The organism is Streptomyces sp. NTD91 (assembly GCF_059510455.1).
Genome location: NZ_JCAJZW010000034.1, coordinates 54,669 through 76,357, shown reverse-complemented (window position 1 = coordinate 76,357; position 21,689 = coordinate 54,669). Strand labels below are relative to the sequence as shown.

General features: G+C 75.2%; 3 protein-coding genes. All 3 read left to right on the top strand.

Annotation, left to right across the window (positions count from 1 at the left end; genetic code table 11):
- Positions 1–155 precede the first annotated feature (155 nt).
- The 3 genes from AC5WRT_RS28495 (at position 156) to AC5WRT_RS28485 (ending at position 21,676) form a co-directional block, all read left to right on the top strand.
- Entirely contained in the window at positions 156–1,364 is a 1,209-nt protein-coding gene (locus AC5WRT_RS28495; RefSeq protein ID WP_496097083.1) for a cytochrome P450, read from the top strand.
- A 96-nt stretch (positions 1,365–1,460) separates the two neighbouring features.
- Positions 1,461–2,813 (top strand): serine hydrolase domain-containing protein, encoded by a 1,353-nt coding sequence (locus AC5WRT_RS28490; protein ID WP_496100739.1) that lies wholly within the window; start codon positions 1,461–1,463, stop codon positions 2,811–2,813.
- 191 nt (positions 2,814–3,004) lie between these two features.
- Positions 3,005–21,676 (top strand): non-ribosomal peptide synthetase, encoded by an 18,672-nt coding sequence (locus tag AC5WRT_RS28485; protein ID WP_496097081.1) that lies wholly within the window; start codon positions 3,005–3,007, stop codon positions 21,674–21,676.
- The last annotated feature ends 13 nt before the right edge of the window (positions 21,677–21,689 follow it).

Below are 21,689 nucleotides of genomic sequence, written 5' to 3'. Positions count from 1 at the left end.
TCGGTGCCACGGACAGCCCGGACCCTTCGTGCCCGCCCGGTCGTCCCGTCGACGGGGAGCCTGGCCGTGTCCGTTCTCGGTGTACCGCCACCGGTTCTCGGCGCCCGGCCGCGTGAGCAATCCGCATGTCCGCGTGCCGCTATCGAGGAGGCAAGGTGATCAGCAACCAACTGACGGGTGAGGCCGTCCTGTTGGACGTCTTACCCGACCGCTGGCGGCGCTTGCGCGAGGCCGGACCCGTGCGGTACGACGAGGATCAGGGCGTGTGGCAGGTGGTGGGCCACGAGGCGGTCGCCGCCGTGCTGGCCGATCCGGCGACGTACTCCTCCGACCTGACCGCCCTCGCTCCCAGCCAGCCGGACTTCGACACCTTCCGGCAGGGCAACTTCGTCGGCATGGACCCGCCGGAGCACCGCAAGCTCCGTACCCTCGTCAGCCAGGCGTTCACCCCTCGGGTCGTCCAGGCGCTCGAGCCCCGCATCGAAGCCGTCTGCGCACGGCTGCTGGACGCCGTCGCGGACCACGACCGGTTCGACCTCGTCGACACGCTCGCCCATCCGCTCCCGATCATCGTGATCGCCGAACTGCTCGGCATCCCGCCCGGAGAACACCGCCTCTTCCAGGAGTGGGCGAGTGTCCTGTTCGGCGGCGACCAGCTCGGCGAGACCCCCGACATGGCCGACCTGGAACGGGCCCTTGAGGCCATCGCTCCCACGGTGCGCGAGATGAACGGCTACATGCTGGAGCACATCCGCAACCGCCGCGCCCACCCCGGAGACGACCTCACCAGCGCGCTCATCGCCGCCGAGGTCGACGGCGTGCGACTGCGGGACCAGGAGATGGTCGGGTTCGTCGCCCTGCTGCTGGTCGCCGGGCACATCACCACCACCGCGCTCCTCGGCAACGCCGTCGTCACCTTCGACCGGCATCCCGGCACGGACGCCGCACTGCGTGCCGATCCCACCGCACTCCCCGACGCCATCGAAGAGGTCCTGCGCTGGCTTCCCCCGTTCCCCGAGCTCGGACGCCGTGTCGCACGGCCGGTGGTGCTCGGCGGCCACGAACTCGCGGCCGACACGCTGGTCATGGTGCACCTCGGCGCCGCCAACCGTGACCCCGCCCGCTTCACGGCGCCCGACGTCCTCGACGTGTCCCGCCGCCCCAATCCCCACCTGACGTTCGGTCACGGCATCCACTTCTGCCTCGGCGCCCCGCTGGCACGGCTGGAAGCGCGGATTGCGCTACGGATGCTGCAAGAACGATTCATCAGGCTGGTGGTGCCCTCCTACCGGGACGTCACCTTTCAGAATCCGGCCGTGATCATCGGCGTACGCCATCTGCCCATCGAGGTCGGCAGAGCCTAAGCGCGGCGCGCACGCGCCCGGCCGGCCCCCGCACCGCTCGCGGCGGACCCGGCCGTCACCCGCACCCGCGACCCACCCAACGGGAGTCCCCTTCTCATGCCGTACACCGTCCCCGTCGCCACGGCCGCATCCCCGGCGCCGTCTCCGTTACGCGAGGAGCTGCAGCACAGTCTCGAGATCCTTGCTCGACGGCACCGCGTCCCCGGTGTCCAACTGGTCGTCGACACCGGCACGGACGTGCTCTCGCTGCACCACGGCACCGCAGACACGATCACCGGCGCGTCCTGCACCCCGGACACGGCCGTGCCGCTGGGCTCGCTCACCAAGCCCTACACGGCCGCTCTCGTCCTGCTCCTCGCCGACGACGGCGACATCGACCTGGACGAGCCGGCCGCCGACCATCTGCCGGAACTGCGGCGGATACCGGAGGTGACGGCCCGTCACCTCCTCGCTCACACCAGCGGCCTGCCCACCGGACCCGACTCCGACGGCGCGGCCACGACCACCCCGGCCCGCTACCTGGCGGCCCTGTGCACCGCCGAGCAACTCCTGTTCGCGCCGGGCACCGACTTCTCCTACTCCAACGCCGGCTACATCGCCGCCGGCCGGCTCGTGGAGTCCGTGACCGGCATGCCCTGGCGGGAGGCGGTGGCCGCGCTGCTCCTCGAACCCCTCGGCACCGAGCCCGCGTTCACCGGGGAGCGGCACCCCGCCCGCGTGATCGCAGCCGGTCACGCGGTCAACACCGCCACCGGGCAGCTGCGACCCACCGCGCAGACCCTGGCGCCGCTGGAGGCACCGGCCGGCGCGCTGCTGGCGAGCGCGGCGGACCTGGCCGCCCTCGGCGCCGCGCTCGTCGGCCGTGGTGACGTCCTGCCGCCCGCCGTAGCCAAGGAGATGCGCCGCCCGGAACCCGCCGCCCAACCGGGCGTCCTCGCCGACGGGTGGGGACCGGGGCTCGCGCTGTACCGGCGCGACGATCGCGTCTGGTGCGGCCACGACGGCAACGCCCAGGGCACCTCCTGCCATCTGCGAGCGGATCCTGAGAGCGGCGTCGTGGTCGCCTTCACCGGCAACGCCGGGGGTGCCACGGCGCTGTGGCGCGACCTCGTCGACGACCTGGCCCGCGTCACCGGACTGCGGGTGCCCGCCGCCGTCCGCCCCGCGCACCGCGGCCGGCCCGTCCCCCTGCCCGGATGCACGGGCACCTACCGCAACGGCGGTACCACTTATCGCGTCGCGCCGGGACCCGACGGCTCACCCGCCCTCTCGGTGGACGGCGACCTTCCGCTCCCGCTGGTGTGTCACGCCGACCTGTCGTGCGACCTGCTCGACCCGGCCACCGGCCGTCCGGAGCCCGGCGGGCGGTTCCACCGCGACCCCGTCACGGGCAGAATCGACCGGATCCAGATCTCCGGGCGCACGGCACGCCGTACCGAAGACGGCTGAGAACCCCGGCTCCCGACGGTTCACCCCGGTACCGCGCGGTCCCACGGCTGTCCGCCCCGGCCCGCCCCTCCCGCACGCCTTCGCCCACGCCACCCACCGCGACTCTCCGGTGGGTCCACGGGCTGCCCGCGCCGATCGTGCCGACCGGTGCGGCCCGCGCCGCACCGTCCCGCTTCCAAAGGACTTCACCCATGACGGACCTGCACGACAAGCCCGTACCGGCGTCCTCCCTGCCGCAGGCCGGCGGGGCGCCGGAGAGCGCTGCCGGGCGGGCTCACCCGACGCTCGGCGACCTCTTCGCCGCGTGGGTGGACCGCACTCCGGACGCGCCGGCCCTGACCGACGGCCGGCGCACCTGGACCTACCGCGAACTCGCGGCCCGCGTCGACCGGTTGGCCGACCGCCTCACGGTCGGCGGGGCGGCCCCGGACCGGGTGGTGGCCCTGGTCCTGCACCGGTCCATGGAGCTGATCGCGGCGGAGCTGGCCGTGGCCCGGGCCGGTGCCGCCTTCCTCCCCGTGGACCCGGCGTACCCCGCCGAGCGGCGGGCCCTGATGCTCGCCGACTCCGCACCCGTGACGACCCTGGACGACCTGGCGTGGGTCCGGGCAGCCATGGATGAAGCGAACCCCGGGTGCGCGGCCGGAACCGTGGCCCGCGGCGGTACCGGGGACCGAGCGGCGGACGGCGCCCATGCCGTCACCGTGTCCAGCGCTCCCGCCGACGCCCCGGCCGCCTTGGACCTCGCGACCGCCGCCACGGGTGCCGGCACCGCCGGGACCCTGGCCGGTGCGGTCGGCCCCGGCGCCGATCACGCGGCCTACGTGATCTACACTTCCGGCTCCACCGGCACCCCGAAAGGGGTGACCGTCACCCACCGCGGCATCGGTGGTTTCACCGCGGCCGCCGCCGAGCGCTATGCGGTGGGTCCGGGCGACCGCGTCCTGCAGTTCTCCTCGCCCAGCTTCGACGCCTCCGTCCTGGAGCTGTGCATCTCCGTCCTGTCCGGCGCCACCCTCGTCGTGCCGCCGGACGGTCCCTGGCTCGGCGACGAACTCGCCGCCGTGCTCGACGAGTTCCGGATCACCCACGCCCTCATCCCACCGGCCGCCCTGGCCACTCTCCCCGACCCCGCGGCCGGCACCGCACGCCGTCTGCGCACGCTCATCGTGGGCGCGGAAGCGTGCCCGGCCGGGCTCGTCGACCGCTGGGCGCCCGGGCGCCGCATGATCAACTCCTACGGCCCGACGGAAGCCACCGTCGTCGCCACCTGGACCGGACCGCTCACGGCCGGCCGGGGCACGCCCACCATCGGCAGCGCCCTGCCGCACACCCGGGTCCACGTCCTCGACGCCGCGATGCGGCCCGTGCCGCCCGGCGCCGACGGCGAGTTGTTCGTCGGTGGCGACGCCGTGGCCCGAGGCTATCTGGGCCGCCCCGGCCTGACCGCCGCCCGCTTCGTCGCCGACCCGTTCGGCGCGCCGGGCGAGCGCATGTACCGCACCGGGGACCGGGCGCGCCGGAACGCCGACGGGGAACTGGAGTTCCTCGGCCGGGCCGACCGGCAGGTGAAGATCCGGGGATTCCGCATCGAGCCGGGGGAGATCGAGGCGGTACTGCGCCGGACGGACGGCGTCGGTGAGGCGGTGGTCACCGTACGGGAGGAGGAGCCGGGCAGAGCGCGCCTCGTCGGTTACGTCACCCCCGCCGACCCCGGACAGAGCCCGGACCCGGCCGCGTTGCGCACGGCCGTGGCCGCCGTCCTGCCGGCCCACATGGTGCCGTCGACGGTGGTCGTACTGGACCGGATGCCGCTCACCGCACAGCACAAGATCGACCTGCGGGCGCTGCCCGCGCCGGAGCGCATGCCCGTGTCCGGCCATGTGGCTCCGCGGGACCCGCGGGAGCGGGCCCTGGCCGCGATCTGGGCCGACGTGCTGGGCGCGGCGCCGGTCGGTGCGACGGACGACTTCTTCGAACTGGGCGGCGACTCGATCCTCGCCGCCCGCGCCCTGGCCCGGATCCGCGAGGACCTCGGCGTCCGGCTGACAGTGCGGGACGTCTTCACCGCGCGCACGATCGCCGCACTGGCCCCGCTGCTCGGCGACGCGTCCGCCACCGCGCCCGCGGAACCGATCGCGCGGGCCCCGCGCGGGGAAGCCCTGCCGCTGTCGAGCGCGCAGCGGCGGCTGTGGTTCCTCGACGACCTCACCGCCGGCGGCACCGAGTACAACACCGGCGTCGCCCTGCGGCTGCGCGGCCCGCTCTACACGGACGCCCTGCGCCGCTGCCTGGTACGGCTCGCCGCCCGCCACGACTGCCTGCGGACCACGTTCACCACGGTCGACGGGCAGGGCGCGCAGCGTGTCGCACCGGAACCGGTGCTGCCGCTGCGCACCGCCGACCTCGCGGACGTGCCCGTCTCGGCGCGCGCCGAGGCCGCCGAACGCCTGCTCACCGAGGAGTTGGGCCGCCCCCACGACCTGTCCTGCGGCCCGCTCACCCGGGCCCTGCTCGTCCGGCTCGCCGACGACGAGCACCTGCTGCTCCTCGCCCAGCACCACATCGTCACCGACGGCTGGTCGGTGGGCATCCTGACCCGGGAACTCGCCGCCCTGTACCACGCGGAGGTCACCGGTGAACCGGCCGGCCTGACCGAACCCGCCGTCCAGTACCCCGACTTCGCCGTGTGGGAGCAGCGGCAGCGGGCCACCGGGCAGGACGCCGAGGACCTCGCCTACTGGAGCCGGCACCTGGCGGGCATCCAGCACCTTCAACTGCCCACCGACCGGCCCCGTCCCGCGGTGCGCACCACCGCCGGCGCGGGCCACCGGCACCGGCTGCCCGCGGACCTGGTGACCCGGCTGCGGAACCTCGCCGCGGGCCGCGGCACGACGGTGTTCACCCTGTACGCCGGAGCCTGCGCGCTGCTGTTCTCCCGCTACTCCGGCCAGCGGGACGTCGCCTTCGGCACGGTCACCAGCGGCCGGGCCCGCCGGGAACTGGAGGACGTGCCGGGCTTCTTCGCCAACACCGTCGTCCTGCGCGGTGACGTGGACGAGAAGGCCACCGTCGACCGGTTCGTGGAATCCATGCGGACGACGGTGCTGGACGCGTTCGCCCATGACGGCGTGCCGTTCGACCGGGTGGTCGAGGAACTCGCCCCGCCCCGCGACCCCAGCCGCACCCCGCTGGTGCAGGTGCTCGTCGTGCAGCAGACCGCCCCCGCCGTGCCGCCGCTCGCCGGTGGCCTGCGCCTGGCCGACCACCCGCTGCCGCGCCCGGCCGCCCGCTTCGACCTGGTCCTGGAGTTCCAGCCGGACGCCGGGGGCGGCTGCACGCTGACGGTGGAGTACAACACCGACCTGTTCGAGACGGCGACCGCGGCCCGCCTGGCCCGGCACCTGCACCGCCTGCTGGAGGGGATGGCCGAGGGCCCGAGCCGGCCGCTGGCCGAGCTGAGCATGCTGTCGCCGGCGGAGCAGCGCACGCTGGTGGACTCCTGGAACCCGCCCGCGTGCCGCACCCGGGAGACCGGGCAGGCCACGCTGCCGGCACTGTTCCAGGCGCAGGTGGCCCGCACCCCGGACCGTACGGCCGTGATCTGCGGGGCTGCCCGGCTCGACTACGCCGAGGTCGACCGGCGCGCCAACCGCCTGGCCCGGTTGCTCGTGTCGCGCGGCGCGGGCCCCGAACACCTGGTCGCGCTGTGCCTGCCGCGCTCCGCCGACCTGGTGCCCGTGCTGTGGGCGGTGCTGAAGTCCGGGGCGGGATACCTGCCGGTCGATCCCGGCTACCCGACGGAGCGCATCCGTTTCATGCTCGGCGACGCCCGGCCCGCCCTCGTCGTCGCGTCCGGCGAGACCGCGGCCGCGCTGCCCGAGGAATGCGCCCCGCTGCTCCTGGACGACCTGGACGACCTGGACGACCCGGCGGACCCGGCCGAAGCCGATCCGGCCGGCGCCGACCGGATCCGGCCGCTCACCGCGGACCATCCCGCGTACGTCATCTACACCTCCGGATCGACCGGTCGCCCCAAGGGCGTCGTCGTCACCCACCGCAGTGTCGCCGCGCTGGCCGCCTGGGCACGGGAGCGGTTCGGGGCCGACGGGCTCGCCCATGTGATCGCCTCCACCTCCCTGAACTTCGACGTGTCGGTCTTCGAGCTGCTGTGCCCCCTGCTGGCCGGAGGCACGGTGGAGGTGGTCGCCGACCTGCCGGCGCTGGCCGACACGCCGAGCCTGCCGCGGGCCGGACTCGTCAGCGGCGTACCGTCCGTGATCTCCCGCATGGTCGCGGGCGGCACGTCCCCCGTGACGGCGGACACGGTCGTGCTGGCCGGCGAGGCCCTGCCCGCCCAGACGCTGCACGACCTGCGCGCCGCGCTGCCCGTCTGCGAGATCGCCAACGTCTACGGCCCCACCGAGGCCACCGTGTACGCCACCGCCTGGTACGCCGACGACCGGCTCCCCGACCAGGCACCGCCGATCGGCAGGCCGGTGGCCCGCACCCGCGCCTACGTCCTGGACCACGCCCTGCGCCCGCAACCGCCCGGTGTCACAGGTGAGCTGTACCTCGGCGGTGGCGGCCTGGCCCGCGGCTACCTGAACCGCCCCGGACTGACCGCCGCCAGGTTCCTCGCCGATCCCTTCGGCGCGCCGGGGGAGCGCATGTACCGTACCGGGGACCTGGTGCGCCGGAGCGCCGACGGCGAACTGGAATACGTGGGCCGGGCCGACCAGCAGGTCAAGGTGCGGGGCTTCCGCATCGAACTCGGCGAGGTCGAGGAGGCGCTGCGCGGCTGCCCGGGCATCGCCGAGGCGGCGGCCGTCGTCGCCGACGGCGACGGACACCGTCGCCTGGTCGGCCACGTCGTCCCGGTCGCCGGGGAGCACGTGGAGCCGGAGGCGGTGCGCCGGCTGCTCGGCCGCACGCTGCCCGGTTACATGGTGCCCTCGACCGTCCTGGTGCTGGACGCCCTGCCGCTCACCCCCAACGGCAAGGTGGACCGGGGACGCCTGCCCGACCCGGGCCCGGCCGCCCGCACCGCCCACCATGTCGCGCCGCGCACCTCCACCGAGCGCACGCTCGCCGCGGTCTGGGCGGAGGTACTGCACCTGGAACGGGTCGGGGTCGACGACAACTTCTTCGAACTGGGGGGTGACTCGATCCTCAGCATCCAGGTGGTGGCCCGGGCCCGGCAGGAGGGCCTCACGGTGACCTCCCGCGACGTCTACCGGTACCAGACGGTCGCCGCCCTGGCCCGCGTCGCGGACACCGCCCACAGCCGGCGGCAGGCCACGCCCGCGCCCGAGGCTGCCACCGGCAGGGCGCCCCTGACGCCCATCCAGCACTGGCTGTTCGGCAGCGCCGAGCGAGCCGGTCACTTCGCGCAGGCACTCTCGCTCGAACTGGCCGAGGACGTGGACCCTGCGGCGCTCGAAGCGGCCCTGGGCGATCTCGTCGCCCACCACGACGCCCTCCGCTCCCGCTTCGTGACCGGCACCGACGCCGCCGCGGCCGACTGGCACATCGACGAGCGGGCTGTCCGGATCACCCTGTCCCGGCACACCGGCCCGGACACCGACACACCCCACTTCGGGCCGTTCGACCTCGGCCGCGGCCCGTTGCTCCGTGCCGTGCTGCACGATCGCGGCCCCGGGCGGCCCCCCGTCCTGCACCTGGCCGCGCACCACCTGGTGGTCGACGGGGTCTCCTGGCGGCTGCTGCTGGAGGACCTCGACCGCGCCTACCGGGCCCGGCGCGACGGCGCCGACGGCACCGCGGCGCTGCCTGCCAAGTCCTCGCCGCTGCGGCAGTGGGCCCGCCGTCTGCACGCCCACGCCGTCGAGGGCGGCTTCGACGACGAACGGGCGTACTGGGCGCAGGCGGTGCCGGACACGGAACCCGCCCTGCCCACCGATCTCACCGGTGTCAACACCTACGCCTCGGCCCGGGCGGCGACGGTCCGCGTGAGCCCCGAGGACACCGCCGTCCTGCTGCGCACCCTGCCCGACACCCACCGCACCCAGGTCAACGACGTGCTGCTCGCCGCCCTCGGCAGGACCCTGTGCGCCTGGACCGGGCGGGACCGGGTGGTCGTGGACGTCGAGGGACACGGCCGCGAGGAACTCTTCTCCGACCTGGACATCAGCCGCACCGTCGGCTGGTTCACCACCCGGCACCCCGTCGCCCTCACCGTCCCTCAGGACGCCGGCTGGGACGCCGTACTGAAGCAGGTCAAGGAGCAGTTGCGCGCCGTGCCGCGGCACGGGATCGGCCATGACGCGCTGCGCCACCTGGCCGGCCCCGGCAAGGCACCGCGCACCCCGGCCGCCCACGTCAGCTTCAACTACCTGGGCCGCATGGCGCCGCCGGACGCCGCCGGCGGCCTGTACCGGGGCACGTTCCGGCCGCTGGAGCTGGACGCCGACCCGGCGGCCGTGCGCCCGCACGCACTGGAGGTGGTCGGCCGGCTCGACGGGGACGCGCTGGAGTTCACCTGGTTCTACTCCGACCGGCTGCACCAGGAGGCCACCGTCACGGACCTGGCGGAGCGCTTCGCGGGAGCACTGGCCCGACTGGCCCGGTACGCCGCCCGGCCGGGCGCCGCCGCCCGTACACCGTCCGACTTCCCGCTGGCCGGGCTCGACCAGGCGGCCGTGGACCGCATCGTGGGCGACGACCCGGGCGCGGCCGAGGACGTCCTGCCGCTGACGCCGACCCAGGCCGGCATGCTGTTCCACGGCCTGTCCCGGGACGACCGCGGCGCCTACTTCCAGCAACTCACCTTCGTCCTGGACGGCGTGCCCGAGCCGGCCGACCTCGCCGCCGCATGGCAGCGGGTCACCGATCGCACCGAGGTGCTGCGCGGCCGGGCCGTCTGGCAGGACGTGCCCGAGCCGCTGCTCGTGGTGCAGCGCGAGGCGACCGTGCCGGTCACCCACCTGGACTGGCGGGGCCTGACCGAGGACGAGCGCCGCGAGAGGCTGACGGACGTGCTGGCGCGCGACCGTGCCGACGGCCTCGACCTCACCGCGGCCCCGCTCCAGCGCCTGCTGCTGGCCCGCGTCTCCGACACCGCCGTACGCGTGGTCTGGTCCTTCCATCATCTGCTGCTGGACGGCTGGAGCCTGTTCCAGGTCCTGTCGGACGTGTTCGCCTGCCTCGCGGAACCCACCGGCGACACACTCCCGGACCGCCGCCCGTACCGGGACTACGTCGCCTGGCTGCGCGAACGCGACCGCGACGAGGCCGCACGGCACTGGCGGCAGCGACTGTCCGGGCTGACCGAGAGCACACCGCTGGCGTACGACCGCGAGCCGCGCGAGTCGCACAGTGCCGAGTCCACCCAGGCGGTCCGCGCCACGCTGCCCGCGGCCACGACCCGGGCCCTCGAGGACCTCGCACGCACCTCGGGCCTGACCCTGAACACCCTCGTGCAGGGCGCCTGGGCCCTGCTGCTGGGCCGCCAGGCGGGGCGGGACGACGTGGTGTTCGGCACCACCGTGTCGGGGCGGCCGCCCGAGCTGCCCGGCGCCGAGACGATGACCGGCCTGTTCATCACCACCCTGCCCACCCGCGTCGCGCTGCCGGCCGACGGCACCCTGCTCGACTGGCTGAGCCGGCTCCAGCAGGACCAGAGCGAGGACCGGCGCTTCGACCACGTGCCGCTCACCCGGCTGCGGACCTTCACCGAACTCCCCGAGCGGGCAGCTCTCTTCGACAGCATCGTCGTCTTCGAGAACTACCCCGTCGACGGCGACCTGGCCGCCGCGCACGGGCTGCGCCTGAGCGACCTGGACGGCGTCGAGACCACCAACTACCCGCTGAGCCTCGTCGCCCACCCGGGCGCCGAGCTCACCCTCCGCCTGGGCTACGACCCCGAACTGTTCGACGCCGCGACGGCCCGCCGCATGACCGAGTACCTCACCGTCCTGCTGGAGGGCATGGTGCGGGGCGCCCACCTCCCGCCGACCCGCCTCACCCTGCTGACGCCTGCCCGCCGCCGGCAGGTGCTGTACGACTGGAACGACACGGCCACCGCGCTCCCCGAGGCCACGGTGGCCTCCCTCTTCGCCGACCAGGTGCGGCGCACGCCCGACGCCACCGCCGTCCAGGCCGGGGCCGAGCACGTCACCTACCGCGAACTCGACAGCCACGCACACGAGCTGGCCTCGCGGCTGGCCGCGCACGGCGTGCGCGCGGAACGCCCGGTGGCCGTGCTGATGGACCGCTCGGTGGACCTGATCGTCGTCCAGCTGGCGCTCGTCCGCACCGGCGGCGTGTACGTGCCGCTCGACGGCAGGGCACCGCGCGAGCGGCTGCGCCGGATGCTGGCCGCGGCCGGCGCCGATCTGTTGCTGACCGACGCCGCATGGGAGGAGACCGCCGCGGACGTGCGCCCGGCCGACGGCGTCCTGTTGCGCGCCGACGACCGGGGCACCGGACCGGTGACGGCCGGGCCCCGCACGGTCCATCCCGACCAGGCGCAGTACCTGATGTTCACCTCCGGCTCCACGGGCTCCCCGAAGGGCGTCGCGGTGCGGCAGCGGGACGTCGTGGCGCTCGCCATGGACCGCGCGTTCGCCGGCCACGACCGGGTCCTCGTGCATTCCCCGCACGCCTTCGACGCCTCCACCTACGAGGTATGGGTGCCGCTGCTGCACGGCGGTACGGCTGTTCTGGCCCCGCCCGTCGACCTGGACGCGGCCGTGGTCCGCCGCGCCGTCACCGAACAGGGGGTGACCTGCCTGTGGCTGACCGCGGGACTGTTCCGCCTCCTCGCCCAGGAGGACCCCGGCTGCCTGCGCGGCGCCCGTGAGGTGTGGACCGGCGGCGAGGCCGTGCCGGGCGCGGTCGTCCGCCGTGTCCTGGACGCCTGCCCCTCGCTGACCGTCGTCGACGGGTACGGCCCCACGGAGACCACCACCTTCGCCACCCGGCGCGTCTTCCGCGCCGGCGACCCGCTGCCCGCCGTGCTGCCCGTCGGACGCCCGCTGGACAACACGCGCGTCTACGTCCTTGACGGCGCGCTGCAACCCCAACCACCCGGCGTCGCGGGAGAGTTGTACATCGCCGGCGCAGGACTGGCCCGGGGGTACGCGGGCCGGCCCGGCGCCACCGCCGCCCGCTATGTCGCCGACCCGTTCGGCCCGCCCGGCGAACGGATGTACCGCACCGGTGACCTCGTGCGCTGGAGCGCCGACGGCGAACTCCACTTCGTGGGCCGCGCCGACGACCAGATCAAGATCCGCGGCTTCCGCGTCGAACCCGCCGAGATCGAGGCCCGGCTCACCGCACACCCGGACATCGCCGAGGCGGTCGTCTCCGTCCACGAGGACGGCGGGCGCAAGCGACTCGCCGCCCACCTCGTACCCTCCGCCGGTGCCGACGTTCCGGCCGCCGCCGACCTGCGTGCCCATCTGGCCACCGACCTGCCCGACTACATGCTGCCCGCCGCGTTCGTCACGGTGCCGGAACTGCCGCTGACCGCCAACGGAAAGGTCGACCGGCGACGGCTGCCCGCCCCGGACCGGACGGCGGGCGGCGCACACGCCTACCGGGCCCCGCGCACCGGGACCGAGCGCGTCCTCAGCGGCATCTGGGCCGATCTGCTCGGTGTGGAACGGGTCGGCGTCGACGACAACTTCTTCATGCTGGGCGGCGACTCGATCCTCAGCATCCAGGTCGTCTCCCGCGCCCGGTCGGCCGGCCTCGCCCTCACCCCCCGCGACCTGTTCCGGCACCCCACGGTGGCCGCGCTCGCCGCGGCCACCGGCGCCGCGGCGTCCGTCGCCGGCACCGAACCGGTCAGCGGTGAGGCGGGCCTCACCCCGATCCAGCACTGGTTCCTCGACCCGCGTCCCCCGCACGCCGGCTTCTTCGCCCAGTCCGTCGTCGTCCAGACGCCCGGGCCCGTCGACCCCGACGCCCTGCGCCGGGCCCTGGCCGCCCTGTGGGCCCACCACGACGCCCTGCGCTCCCGGTTCGTCGTCGACGGCGACGGCACCTGGCGCCAGCACGTCGCCGCCGCGGACGGCCCGGCACCCGAGGTGCTCCAGGTGTGCGACCCGGCGACCGAGGCCCGCGACGCCGCGCAAGCGCACGCCGGGTTCCGGCTGGACACCGGCCCGCTGCTCACGGCACGCCTGTTCACCGCCGGCGGCACCGGGCCCGCCCGGCTCCTGCTGGCCGTCCATCACCTGGTGGTCGACGGCGTCTCGTGGCGCGTCCTGCTGGAGGACCTGGAGTCCGCCTACCGGCAGGCCGCGGCCGGCCGGCCGGTGCGGCTGCCCGCCCGTACGACCTCGGTGCGGGAATGGGCCCGCCGGTTGCGCGAGCGCGCCGACGGCGGCGGCTTCGCGGAGCAGCGCGCCCACTGGGCCGACGTCGCCCGGACCTGCGCCGAGCCGCTCCCCGTGGACGGCGAGGGCGGCAACACCGCGGCCGACGTCCGGGAGGTGACCGTCCGCCTGGACCGGGAGACCACCGGCGACCTCCTGCGCAAGGTCCCCGGGGCGTACCGGACCCGTGTCGACGACGTGCTGCTGACCGCACTGGGCCGGGCGCTCGCCGCCTGGACCGGACGCGCCACCGTCGCGGTCGGCCTGGAGGGTCACGGCCGCGAGGACCACCTGTTCGAGGACGTCGACCTGTCCCGCACCGTCGGCTGGTTCACCTCCCTCTTCCCCGTCGCCCTCACCGTCCCCCCGGGCGACTGGGGTACGGCGCTGAAGTCGGTGAAGGAACAGCTGCGCGCGGTGCCCGACCGGGGGCTCGGCTACGGCGTCCTGCGCCACCTCGTGCGCGACGAGGCCCTCACCGGAACCCCGATGCCTGGCATCAGCTTCAACTACCTGGGCCGCTTCGACTGGTCCACGGACGGCGCCGCCCTGGTCGGCGCGGTGCCCGGCGGCCTCGGCGGCGCGGAGGCCCCCGGCACCGAACGCCCGCACCTGCTGGACGTGGTGGCCCGTGTGGAGGACGAACGGCTGGAGATCAGCTGGTACCACAGCGCCGCCCGGCACCGCGCGCAGACCGTCGACCGGCTCGCCGAGGACATGCTCGCGGGGCTGCGGGACATCGTCGCCCACTGCACGCGGCCCGGCACCGGCGGTCGTACGCCCTCCGACTTCCCCCTGGCCCGCCTCGACCAGGCGGCCGTGGACCGGATCGCCGGGGACGGCCGCGCGGTCGAGGACATCTGTCCGCTGACACCGATGCAGGCGGGCATGCTCTTCCACAGCCTGCTCGACCCCGACGGCCGTACCTACGTCAACCAGGTGCAGCTGGTGCTCTCCGGCGTCACCGGGACGTCGGCGCTCGCCGAGGCCTGGCAGCGCACCGTGGACGCCAACCCGGTGCTGCGCACGAGGCTGGAATGGCAGGACGCCGCCGAGCCGCTGCAGGTCGTGGAGCACCGGGCCACCCTGCCCGTCATCCACCACGACTGGTCGGGGTGGCCCGCCGAGCGCCGCGAGCGGGCGCTGGAGCGGCTGCTCGCCGAGGACCGGGCGGCCGGCATGGACCTCAGGGCCGCGCCACTGATGCGGCTGACCCTGATCCGCCTCGCACCGGACCGCGTCCGGCTGGTGTGGACCTTCCACCACGTCCTGCTGGACGGCTGGAGCGCCGCCCAGGTCTTCGACGAGGTGTGCGAGCGGTACGCCGCGCTGACCGCCGGGCGCGAGCCGCGGCTGCCCGCGCGGCCGCCCTTCGCGGGCTACCTGCGCTGGCTGGCCGGACAGGACACGCACCGCGCCGAACGGTACTGGCGGGACCTGCTCGCGGGGTTCACCGCCCCCACCGAGCTGCCACGCGACCGGCGGCCCGCCGGGGCCCACCGCAGCTCCTCCGCCGCGTCGGTGCGGTTCACCCTCGGCGCCGGTGTCTCCGCACGGCTGCGGGAGACGGCGCAGCGGGCGGGCCTGACGCTCAACACTGTCCTGCAGGGCGCCTGGGCGCTGCTGCTGTCCCGGCACGGCGGCGGCAAGGACGTCGTGTTCGGCACCACCGTCTCCGGGCGGCCCGCCGAACTGCCGGGGGTCACCTCGATGGTCGGCCTGTTCATCAACACCCTGCCCACCCGGGCCCGGGTCGACGACCGGCGCCCGCTGCTGGACTGGCTGCGCGACCTGCAGGCCGCCCAGTCCGAGGCGCGGCGCCACGACTTCGTCTCGCTGGCCCAGGTGCAGTCCTGGAGCGAGGTGCCCGGCGGGACGAGCCTGTTCGACTCCATCGTCGTCTTCGAGAACTACCCGTTCGACGAGGGGGCGTTGGCCCGGCACGGACTCGCGATGGAGACCGAGCGGGCCCTGGAGCCGACCAACTACCCGCTCAGCGTGGTCGTCGCGCCCGGGGACACCGTGGCCGTCACCCTCGACTACGACCCCGACGCGTTCGACGCCCCGACCGTGGCCGGCCTCGGCGAGAGTCTGCGCACGCTGCTGACCCGGATGGCCGCGGACCCTGACCGCCGTCTGGCCGACCTCGCGCTGCTGGACCCCGACGCGGGCCGTGACCTCGTCCGCAGGTTCGGCGGGACGCCGACGCCGGCCCCGCGCGGCACCCTGCCCGAGGCGTTCCAGCGGCAGGCCGCCCGCACCCCCGAGGCCGTGGCCGTCGTGCACCGCGAGGACCGCCTCACCTATCGCGAGCTCGACGAACGCTCCAACCGGCTGGCCCGCCGTCTCATCGCCGCCGGAGCGGGCCCCGAAGGGTTCGTCGCCCTGTGCCTGCCCCGCACCGGCGACCTGATCGTGGCACTCCTCGCCGTCCTCAAGAGCGGCGCCGCGTACCTGCCGATCGACCCGCGGTACCCGGCCGAACGGGTCGCGTTCCTCCTCGACGACGTACGGCCCGACGCGGTGGTCGTCGCGACGCAGACCGCCGACCGGCTGCCCGAGGGGTCGTCCACCCGGATCCTGCTGGACGACCCCGGAGTCCTCGCCGCCTCGGCCGACCCCGTCCGCGACGCCGAACGCCACCACGCTCTGCTGCCGGAGCACCCGGCCTACGTCGTCCACACCTCCGGCTCCACCGGCCGGCCCAAGGGCGTCGTGGTGTCCCACGCCTCCGTGCTGGCCCTGACCGACTGGGCCGTCGCCGAGTTCACCGGCCGGGGCCTGGAGCACGTCGTCGCCTCCACCTCCCTGAACTTCGACGTGTCCGTGTTCGAGATCTTCGCGCCCCTGCTGTCCGGCGGCCGTGTGGAGGTGGTCCGCGACCTGCTGGCCCTGGCCGAACGCACCGAGCCCTGGCGCGCCGGGCTGCTCAGTGCCGTCCCCTCGGCGCTCGGCCGGCTGCTGGCGGAGGACGCGGTGCACGTCACCGCGGACACCGTGGTGCTCGCGGGCGAGGGCCTGCCCGCCCGCACCGTACGTCAGGTGCGGGCGGCCGTCCCCGGCTGCCAGGTGCGCAACGTCTACGGCCCCACCGAGGCCACCGTCTACGCCACCGCCTTCACCTGCGACCCGGCCGACCCCGACCGCGACCCGCCGATCGGCCGGCCGCTGGGCGGCGCCCGCGCCTACGTGCTGGACGAGCGGATGCGCCCGGTGCCGCCCGGCGCGCCCGGCGAGCTGTTCCTCGCCGGCACCGGTGTGGCCCGCGGCTATCTGCGCCGGCCCGGTCTGACCGCGTCCCGCTTCCTGCCCGACCCGTTCGGGCCGCCCGGCACCCGCATGTACCGCACCGGCGACCTCGTGCGCTGGACGGCCGACGGAGACCTCGTCTACCTCGGCCGCGGCGACGACCAGGTGAAGGTGCGCGGCTTCCGCATCGAACTCGGCGAGGTCGAGGCCGCGCTGGCCCGCCACCCGGCCGTGGCGGCCGCGGCGGCCCGGGTGGTCGAGCGGGACGGCCACCGTCGGCTCGTCGGCTACGCGGTGCCTCAGAACTCCGTACTCCCCGACCCGGCCGACCTAAGGGCCTTCCTCGCCCGCAGCCTCCCCGATCATCTGGTGCCCGCCCTCGTCGTGCCGCTCGAGCGGCTCCCGCTCGGTGTCACCGGCAAGCTGGACCGGCGGGCGCTGCCCGCACCGGTGTGGGCGCCTCCGGCCGCGGGCACCACCCGGCCACCGCGCACCACGGCGGAGAAGACCCTCGCCGCGATCTGGTCCGAGGTGCTCGGCGTTGTGGAGGTCGGCGCGGACGACAACTACTTCGAGCTCGGCGGCGACTCGGTCCTCGGGATCCAGCTCGTCTCCGCCGCCCGCCGGGCCGGCCTCGCCCTGACGCCCCGGCACCTGTTCACCCACCAGACGCTCGCCGAACTCGCCCGCGCGGCCGAGCAGTTGTCCGCACCGATGACCGCCGTCGGCGCCGAACAGGGCGCTGTGGTCGGCGACGCGCCGCTGACGCCCGTGCAGCACTGGCTGTTCGGCACCGTGGGCGGCGACCCGGCCCACTTCAGTCAGACGGTCGCCTTCGAGGCGGCGGAGGACACCGAGGAAGCCGTGCTGCGGGGGGCCCTGGCCGCCGTACTGGAGCACCACGACGCGCTACGGCTGCGCTTCGAACCCGCCGGCGACGGGACGTGGCGGCAGTACGGCGCGGCTCCGGGCGCGGAACCGCACCTGGAGGTGCACCCCACCGCTCCCTCGCGCGAGATCGCCGAGACCCTCGCGTCCGGCTTCGATCTGACGACCGGTCCCCTCCTGCGGGCCGCCCTGTGCCGCCCGGCGGGCGGCGGCCGGCCGGTGCTGCTGCTGGCCGCGCACCACCTGGTCGTGGACGCGGTGTCCTGGCGGCTGCTGCTGGAGGACCTGGACACCGCCTACCGCGCCCTGCGCGACGGCGACCGGCCCGGCCTCGGCGCCAAGAGCACCTCGTTCCGGGCGTGGGCCCGGCGGCTCGCCGCCCACACCGCCGCCGGCGGCTTCGACGACGAACTCGCCCACTGGCACGGCCTCGACACCGCGACCCCACTGCCCGCCGACCACGCCGCCGGGACCGACTCCGCAGCCGACGAGGAGACCGTGACCGCCGCCCTCGACGCCGAGGACACCCGACGGCTGCTCCAGGACGTGCCGGAGGTGTACCGCACCCGGATCAACGACGTGCTGCTGTACGGGCTGGGCCGGGTGCTGGCCCGCTGGACCGGCCGGGACCGAGTGGCGGTCACCCTGGAGGGCCACGGCCGCGAGGAGGTGTTCGCGGACGTCGACCTCGCCCGGACCGTCGGCTGGTTCACCACCATGTACCCGGTGGTCCTCAAGGTGCCCCGCGACGCGGACACCGGCACCGCGCTCAAGGCCGTGAAGGAGAACCTGCGGGCCGTACCGCGCGGCGGACTCGGCTACGGCGCCCTGCGCCACCTGCACCCCACGGCCGGCCCGGAGCTGCCGGACCTGCCGCGGATCTGCTTCAACTACCTCGGGCAGGAGGACCGGTGGGCGAGCCCCGCCGGCGCACTGCTGCACGCGCCGCACGACGGCCTCACCGGCGGCATGGACCGCGCGGCGGACCGGCCGTACGTTCTCGACGTGCTGGCCCGGGTGACCGGGGGCGAGATGCGGTTCACCTGGTCGTACTCCCGGGCCCGGCACCGGCGTGAGACCGTCGCCCGGCTCGCGGCCGAGGTCACCGGCGAACTGCGGGCACTGCTGCGGCACTGCGCCGAGCCGGGGGCCGGCGGCCGTACCCCGTCCGACTTCCCGCTGGCACCGCTGGACCAGGCGGCCGTCGACCGGCTCGTCGGCACCGGGGCGGACGTGGTGGACGTGTATCCGCTCACGCCCACCCAGACCGGCATGGTCGTGCACGGCATGGACGACGCCGAACACGGCCTGTACGTCGAGCAGATCACCTGTGTGCTGGACGGCGCCCGCGATCCCGGGCTGCTGGCCGACGCCTGGCGGCACGTCGTGGACGCCACCCCCGTCCTGCGCACCTCCCTCGCCCTGACCGGCGTGCCCGTCCCGCTGCAGGTCGTCCACCGGCACGCGGATCTCCCGGTCGGCGAACACGACTGGACCGGCCTGCCGCCCGAGCGGCGTGAGGCCGAACTGGAGCGGCTCCTGGCCGAGGAACGGGCCCGGGGCATCGCCCTGGACCGCGCCCCGCTGCTGCGGCTCGCCCTGGTCCGGCTCGGTCCGGACGCGGTGCGCATGGTGTGGACGTTCCACCACGTCCTGCTCGACGGCTGGAGCGTCTTCCACGTCCTGTCCGACGTCATGGCCGCGCACGCCGCGCTCACCCGGGGCGGGCGACCCCGGCTGCCCGAGCGCAGGCCGTTCGCGGACTACGCCGCCTGGCTCGCCGCCCGCGACACCGGCCGGGCCGAGGAGCACTGGCGGGAGGTCCTGGCCGGCCTGTCCGCCCCCACTCCGCTGCCGTACGACCGCAGGCCCGCCCCGACCCGCACGGCCCGCTCCGGCACGTGGCTCTCGCAGCGGCTCGGCGCCGGGGACACGCGCCGGCTCCAGGAGTTCGCCCGCCGGCACCGCCTCACCCTCAACACGCTGGTGCAGGGCGCCTGGTCACTGCTGTTGGCGCGCTGGAGCGGAGAGCGCGAGGTGTGCTTCGGCACCACGGTGTCCGGGCGCCCCGCCGACCTGCCCGGCGCGGACACCGTCACCGGTGTGTTCATCACCACCCTGCCCGCCCGCGTCACCGTCGACGGCACCGCCAGCTGCGCCGACTGGCTGCGGGCGCTGCAGGACGCCCGCGCCGAGGACCGCCGCTTCGACCACGTGCCGCTGAACACGCTGCACGGTCTGACCAGCCTTCCGGCCGGGACGCCCCTCTTCGACAGCCTCGTGGTCTTCGAGAACTACCCGGTGGGCGACGCCACCGCCGGAGCGCACGGACTCGCGCTGCGCGACCTGGACGCCCGCGAGGCCACCAACTACCCGCTCACCGTCGTCGTCTCCCCGGGCGAGGACCTCGCGGTCGAACTCGGCCACGACCCGCGGTACTTCGACGAGGCCACAGCCGCCTCGCTCGCCGGGCAGCTGCTGCACACCCTGCGCGCCCTGGCCACCACGGACGGCACGCCCCGCCTGGACGACATCGACGTCCTGCCACCCGGACAGCGGGCCGGGCTGCTGCGCCCGCCCGCCCGCCCGGACCTCGGCCCGGTACCCGCCTCCACCCTCCCCGCGCTCGTCGAGGCCGCCGTCGACCGGTGGCCGACGGCGCCGGCACTGGAGGAGTCCGGACGGCTGCTGACCTTCGCCGAGGCGGAGGCCGCCGCCAACCGCCTCGCCCACCGGCTCATCGCCCGCGGCACGGGCCCCGGGGACCTCGTCGCGCTCCTCCTGCCGCGCTCGGCCGACATGGTGCTGGCGCAGCTGGCCGTGGCCAAGTCGGGCGCCGCGTTCCTGCCCGTCGACCCCGCCTACCCGCAGGAGCGGATCGCGCTGATGCTGCGCGACGCGGCACCGGCGGCCATCCTCGACGCCAGGGAGATCGCCGGCCTCCTCGCCGCACCGCCGGACGAGGTGGCCGGCCACCGGCCCACCGACGCCGACCGGGTCCGCCCGCTCGACGTGGACGATCCGGCGTACGTCATCTACACCTCGGGCTCCACCGGCACTCCCAAGGGCGTCGTCGTCACCCACCGAGGGCTCGCCGCGTTCTCCGCCGCCGAAGCCGTCCACTACCGAGTGGCTCCGCAGGACCGGGTCCTGGCCTTCGCGACTCCCAGCTTCGACGCCTCCGTGCTGGAGCTGTGCATGTCCTTGCCGCACGGTGCCCGGCTGGTCGTGCCGCCGCCGGGTCCGCTGCTCGGCGCCCAGCTCGCCGAAGTGCTGAGGACCGGCCGCGTCACCCACACGCTGCTGCCGCCGGCCGCGCTCGCGACCGTACCCCGCGAGACTCCCGGCACCCTGCCGGACCTGAAGACACTGATCGTCGGTGCCGACGCGTGCGGTGCCGACCTGGTGGCCCGCTGGGCACCGCACCACCGTATGGTCAACTCCTACGGACCCACCGAGGCCACCGTCGTCGCCACCTGGTCCGCACCCCTGGAACCGGACGGCGCGGCGCCGCCCATCGGCCGCCCGCTGCCCGCCACCGGCGCCTACGTCCTCGACGCCCGCCTGCGCCCGGTTCCCAAGGGCGTCATCGGTGAACTGTGGCTCAGCGGACCGGCACTGGCGCGCGGCTACCTCGGTCGGCCCGGCCTGACCGCGGCACGCTTCACCGCCGACCCGTTCGGGCCGCCCGGCACCCGCATGTACCGCACCGGTGACCTGGTGCGCCGCGACTCCCGCGGCGAACTGCACTACCTGGGGCGCGTCGACCACCAGCTCAAGCTGCGCGGCCACCGCATCGAGGCGGGCGAGGTGGAGGCGACCCTGGTGCGCCATCCCGCCGTGCTGGACGCGGTGGTGACCGTACGGGAGGACGAGCCGGGCCCGCCGCGCCTGGTCGCCCACCTGCTCGCGGCTCCCGGCACCGAACCGCCCCCGGACGCCGAGCTGCGGGCCCTGACCGCCCGTTCGCTGCCCGGCCACATGGTCCCCTCGGCGTTCATGGTCCTGGACCGCTTCCCGCTCACCGAGAACGGCAAGACCGACCGCACCGCCCTGCCCGCCCCGGCCGTCGCCGAGGACGCGGAACAGCCCGAGCGGAGGGCCCCCCGCACGCCCACCGAGGAGGCGCTGGCGGCCATCTGGGAGGAGATCCTGCGGACCGCCGTGGGCGCCGAGGACGACTACTTCCTGCTGGGCGGCGACTCCATGCGGGCCCTGCTCATCGCCTCCCGCGCGGGCGACGCGTTCGGCGTCACGCTCACCCCGCGCGACGTCCTGGTCTCCCGCACCGTCGCCGCCCTCGCGGAGCTGGTGGAGGAGCAGGTGCTGAGCGAACTCGAAGACGCCGCGTACGGCGGCCACGACCACGACGAACGGTGAGGATCCGACGACC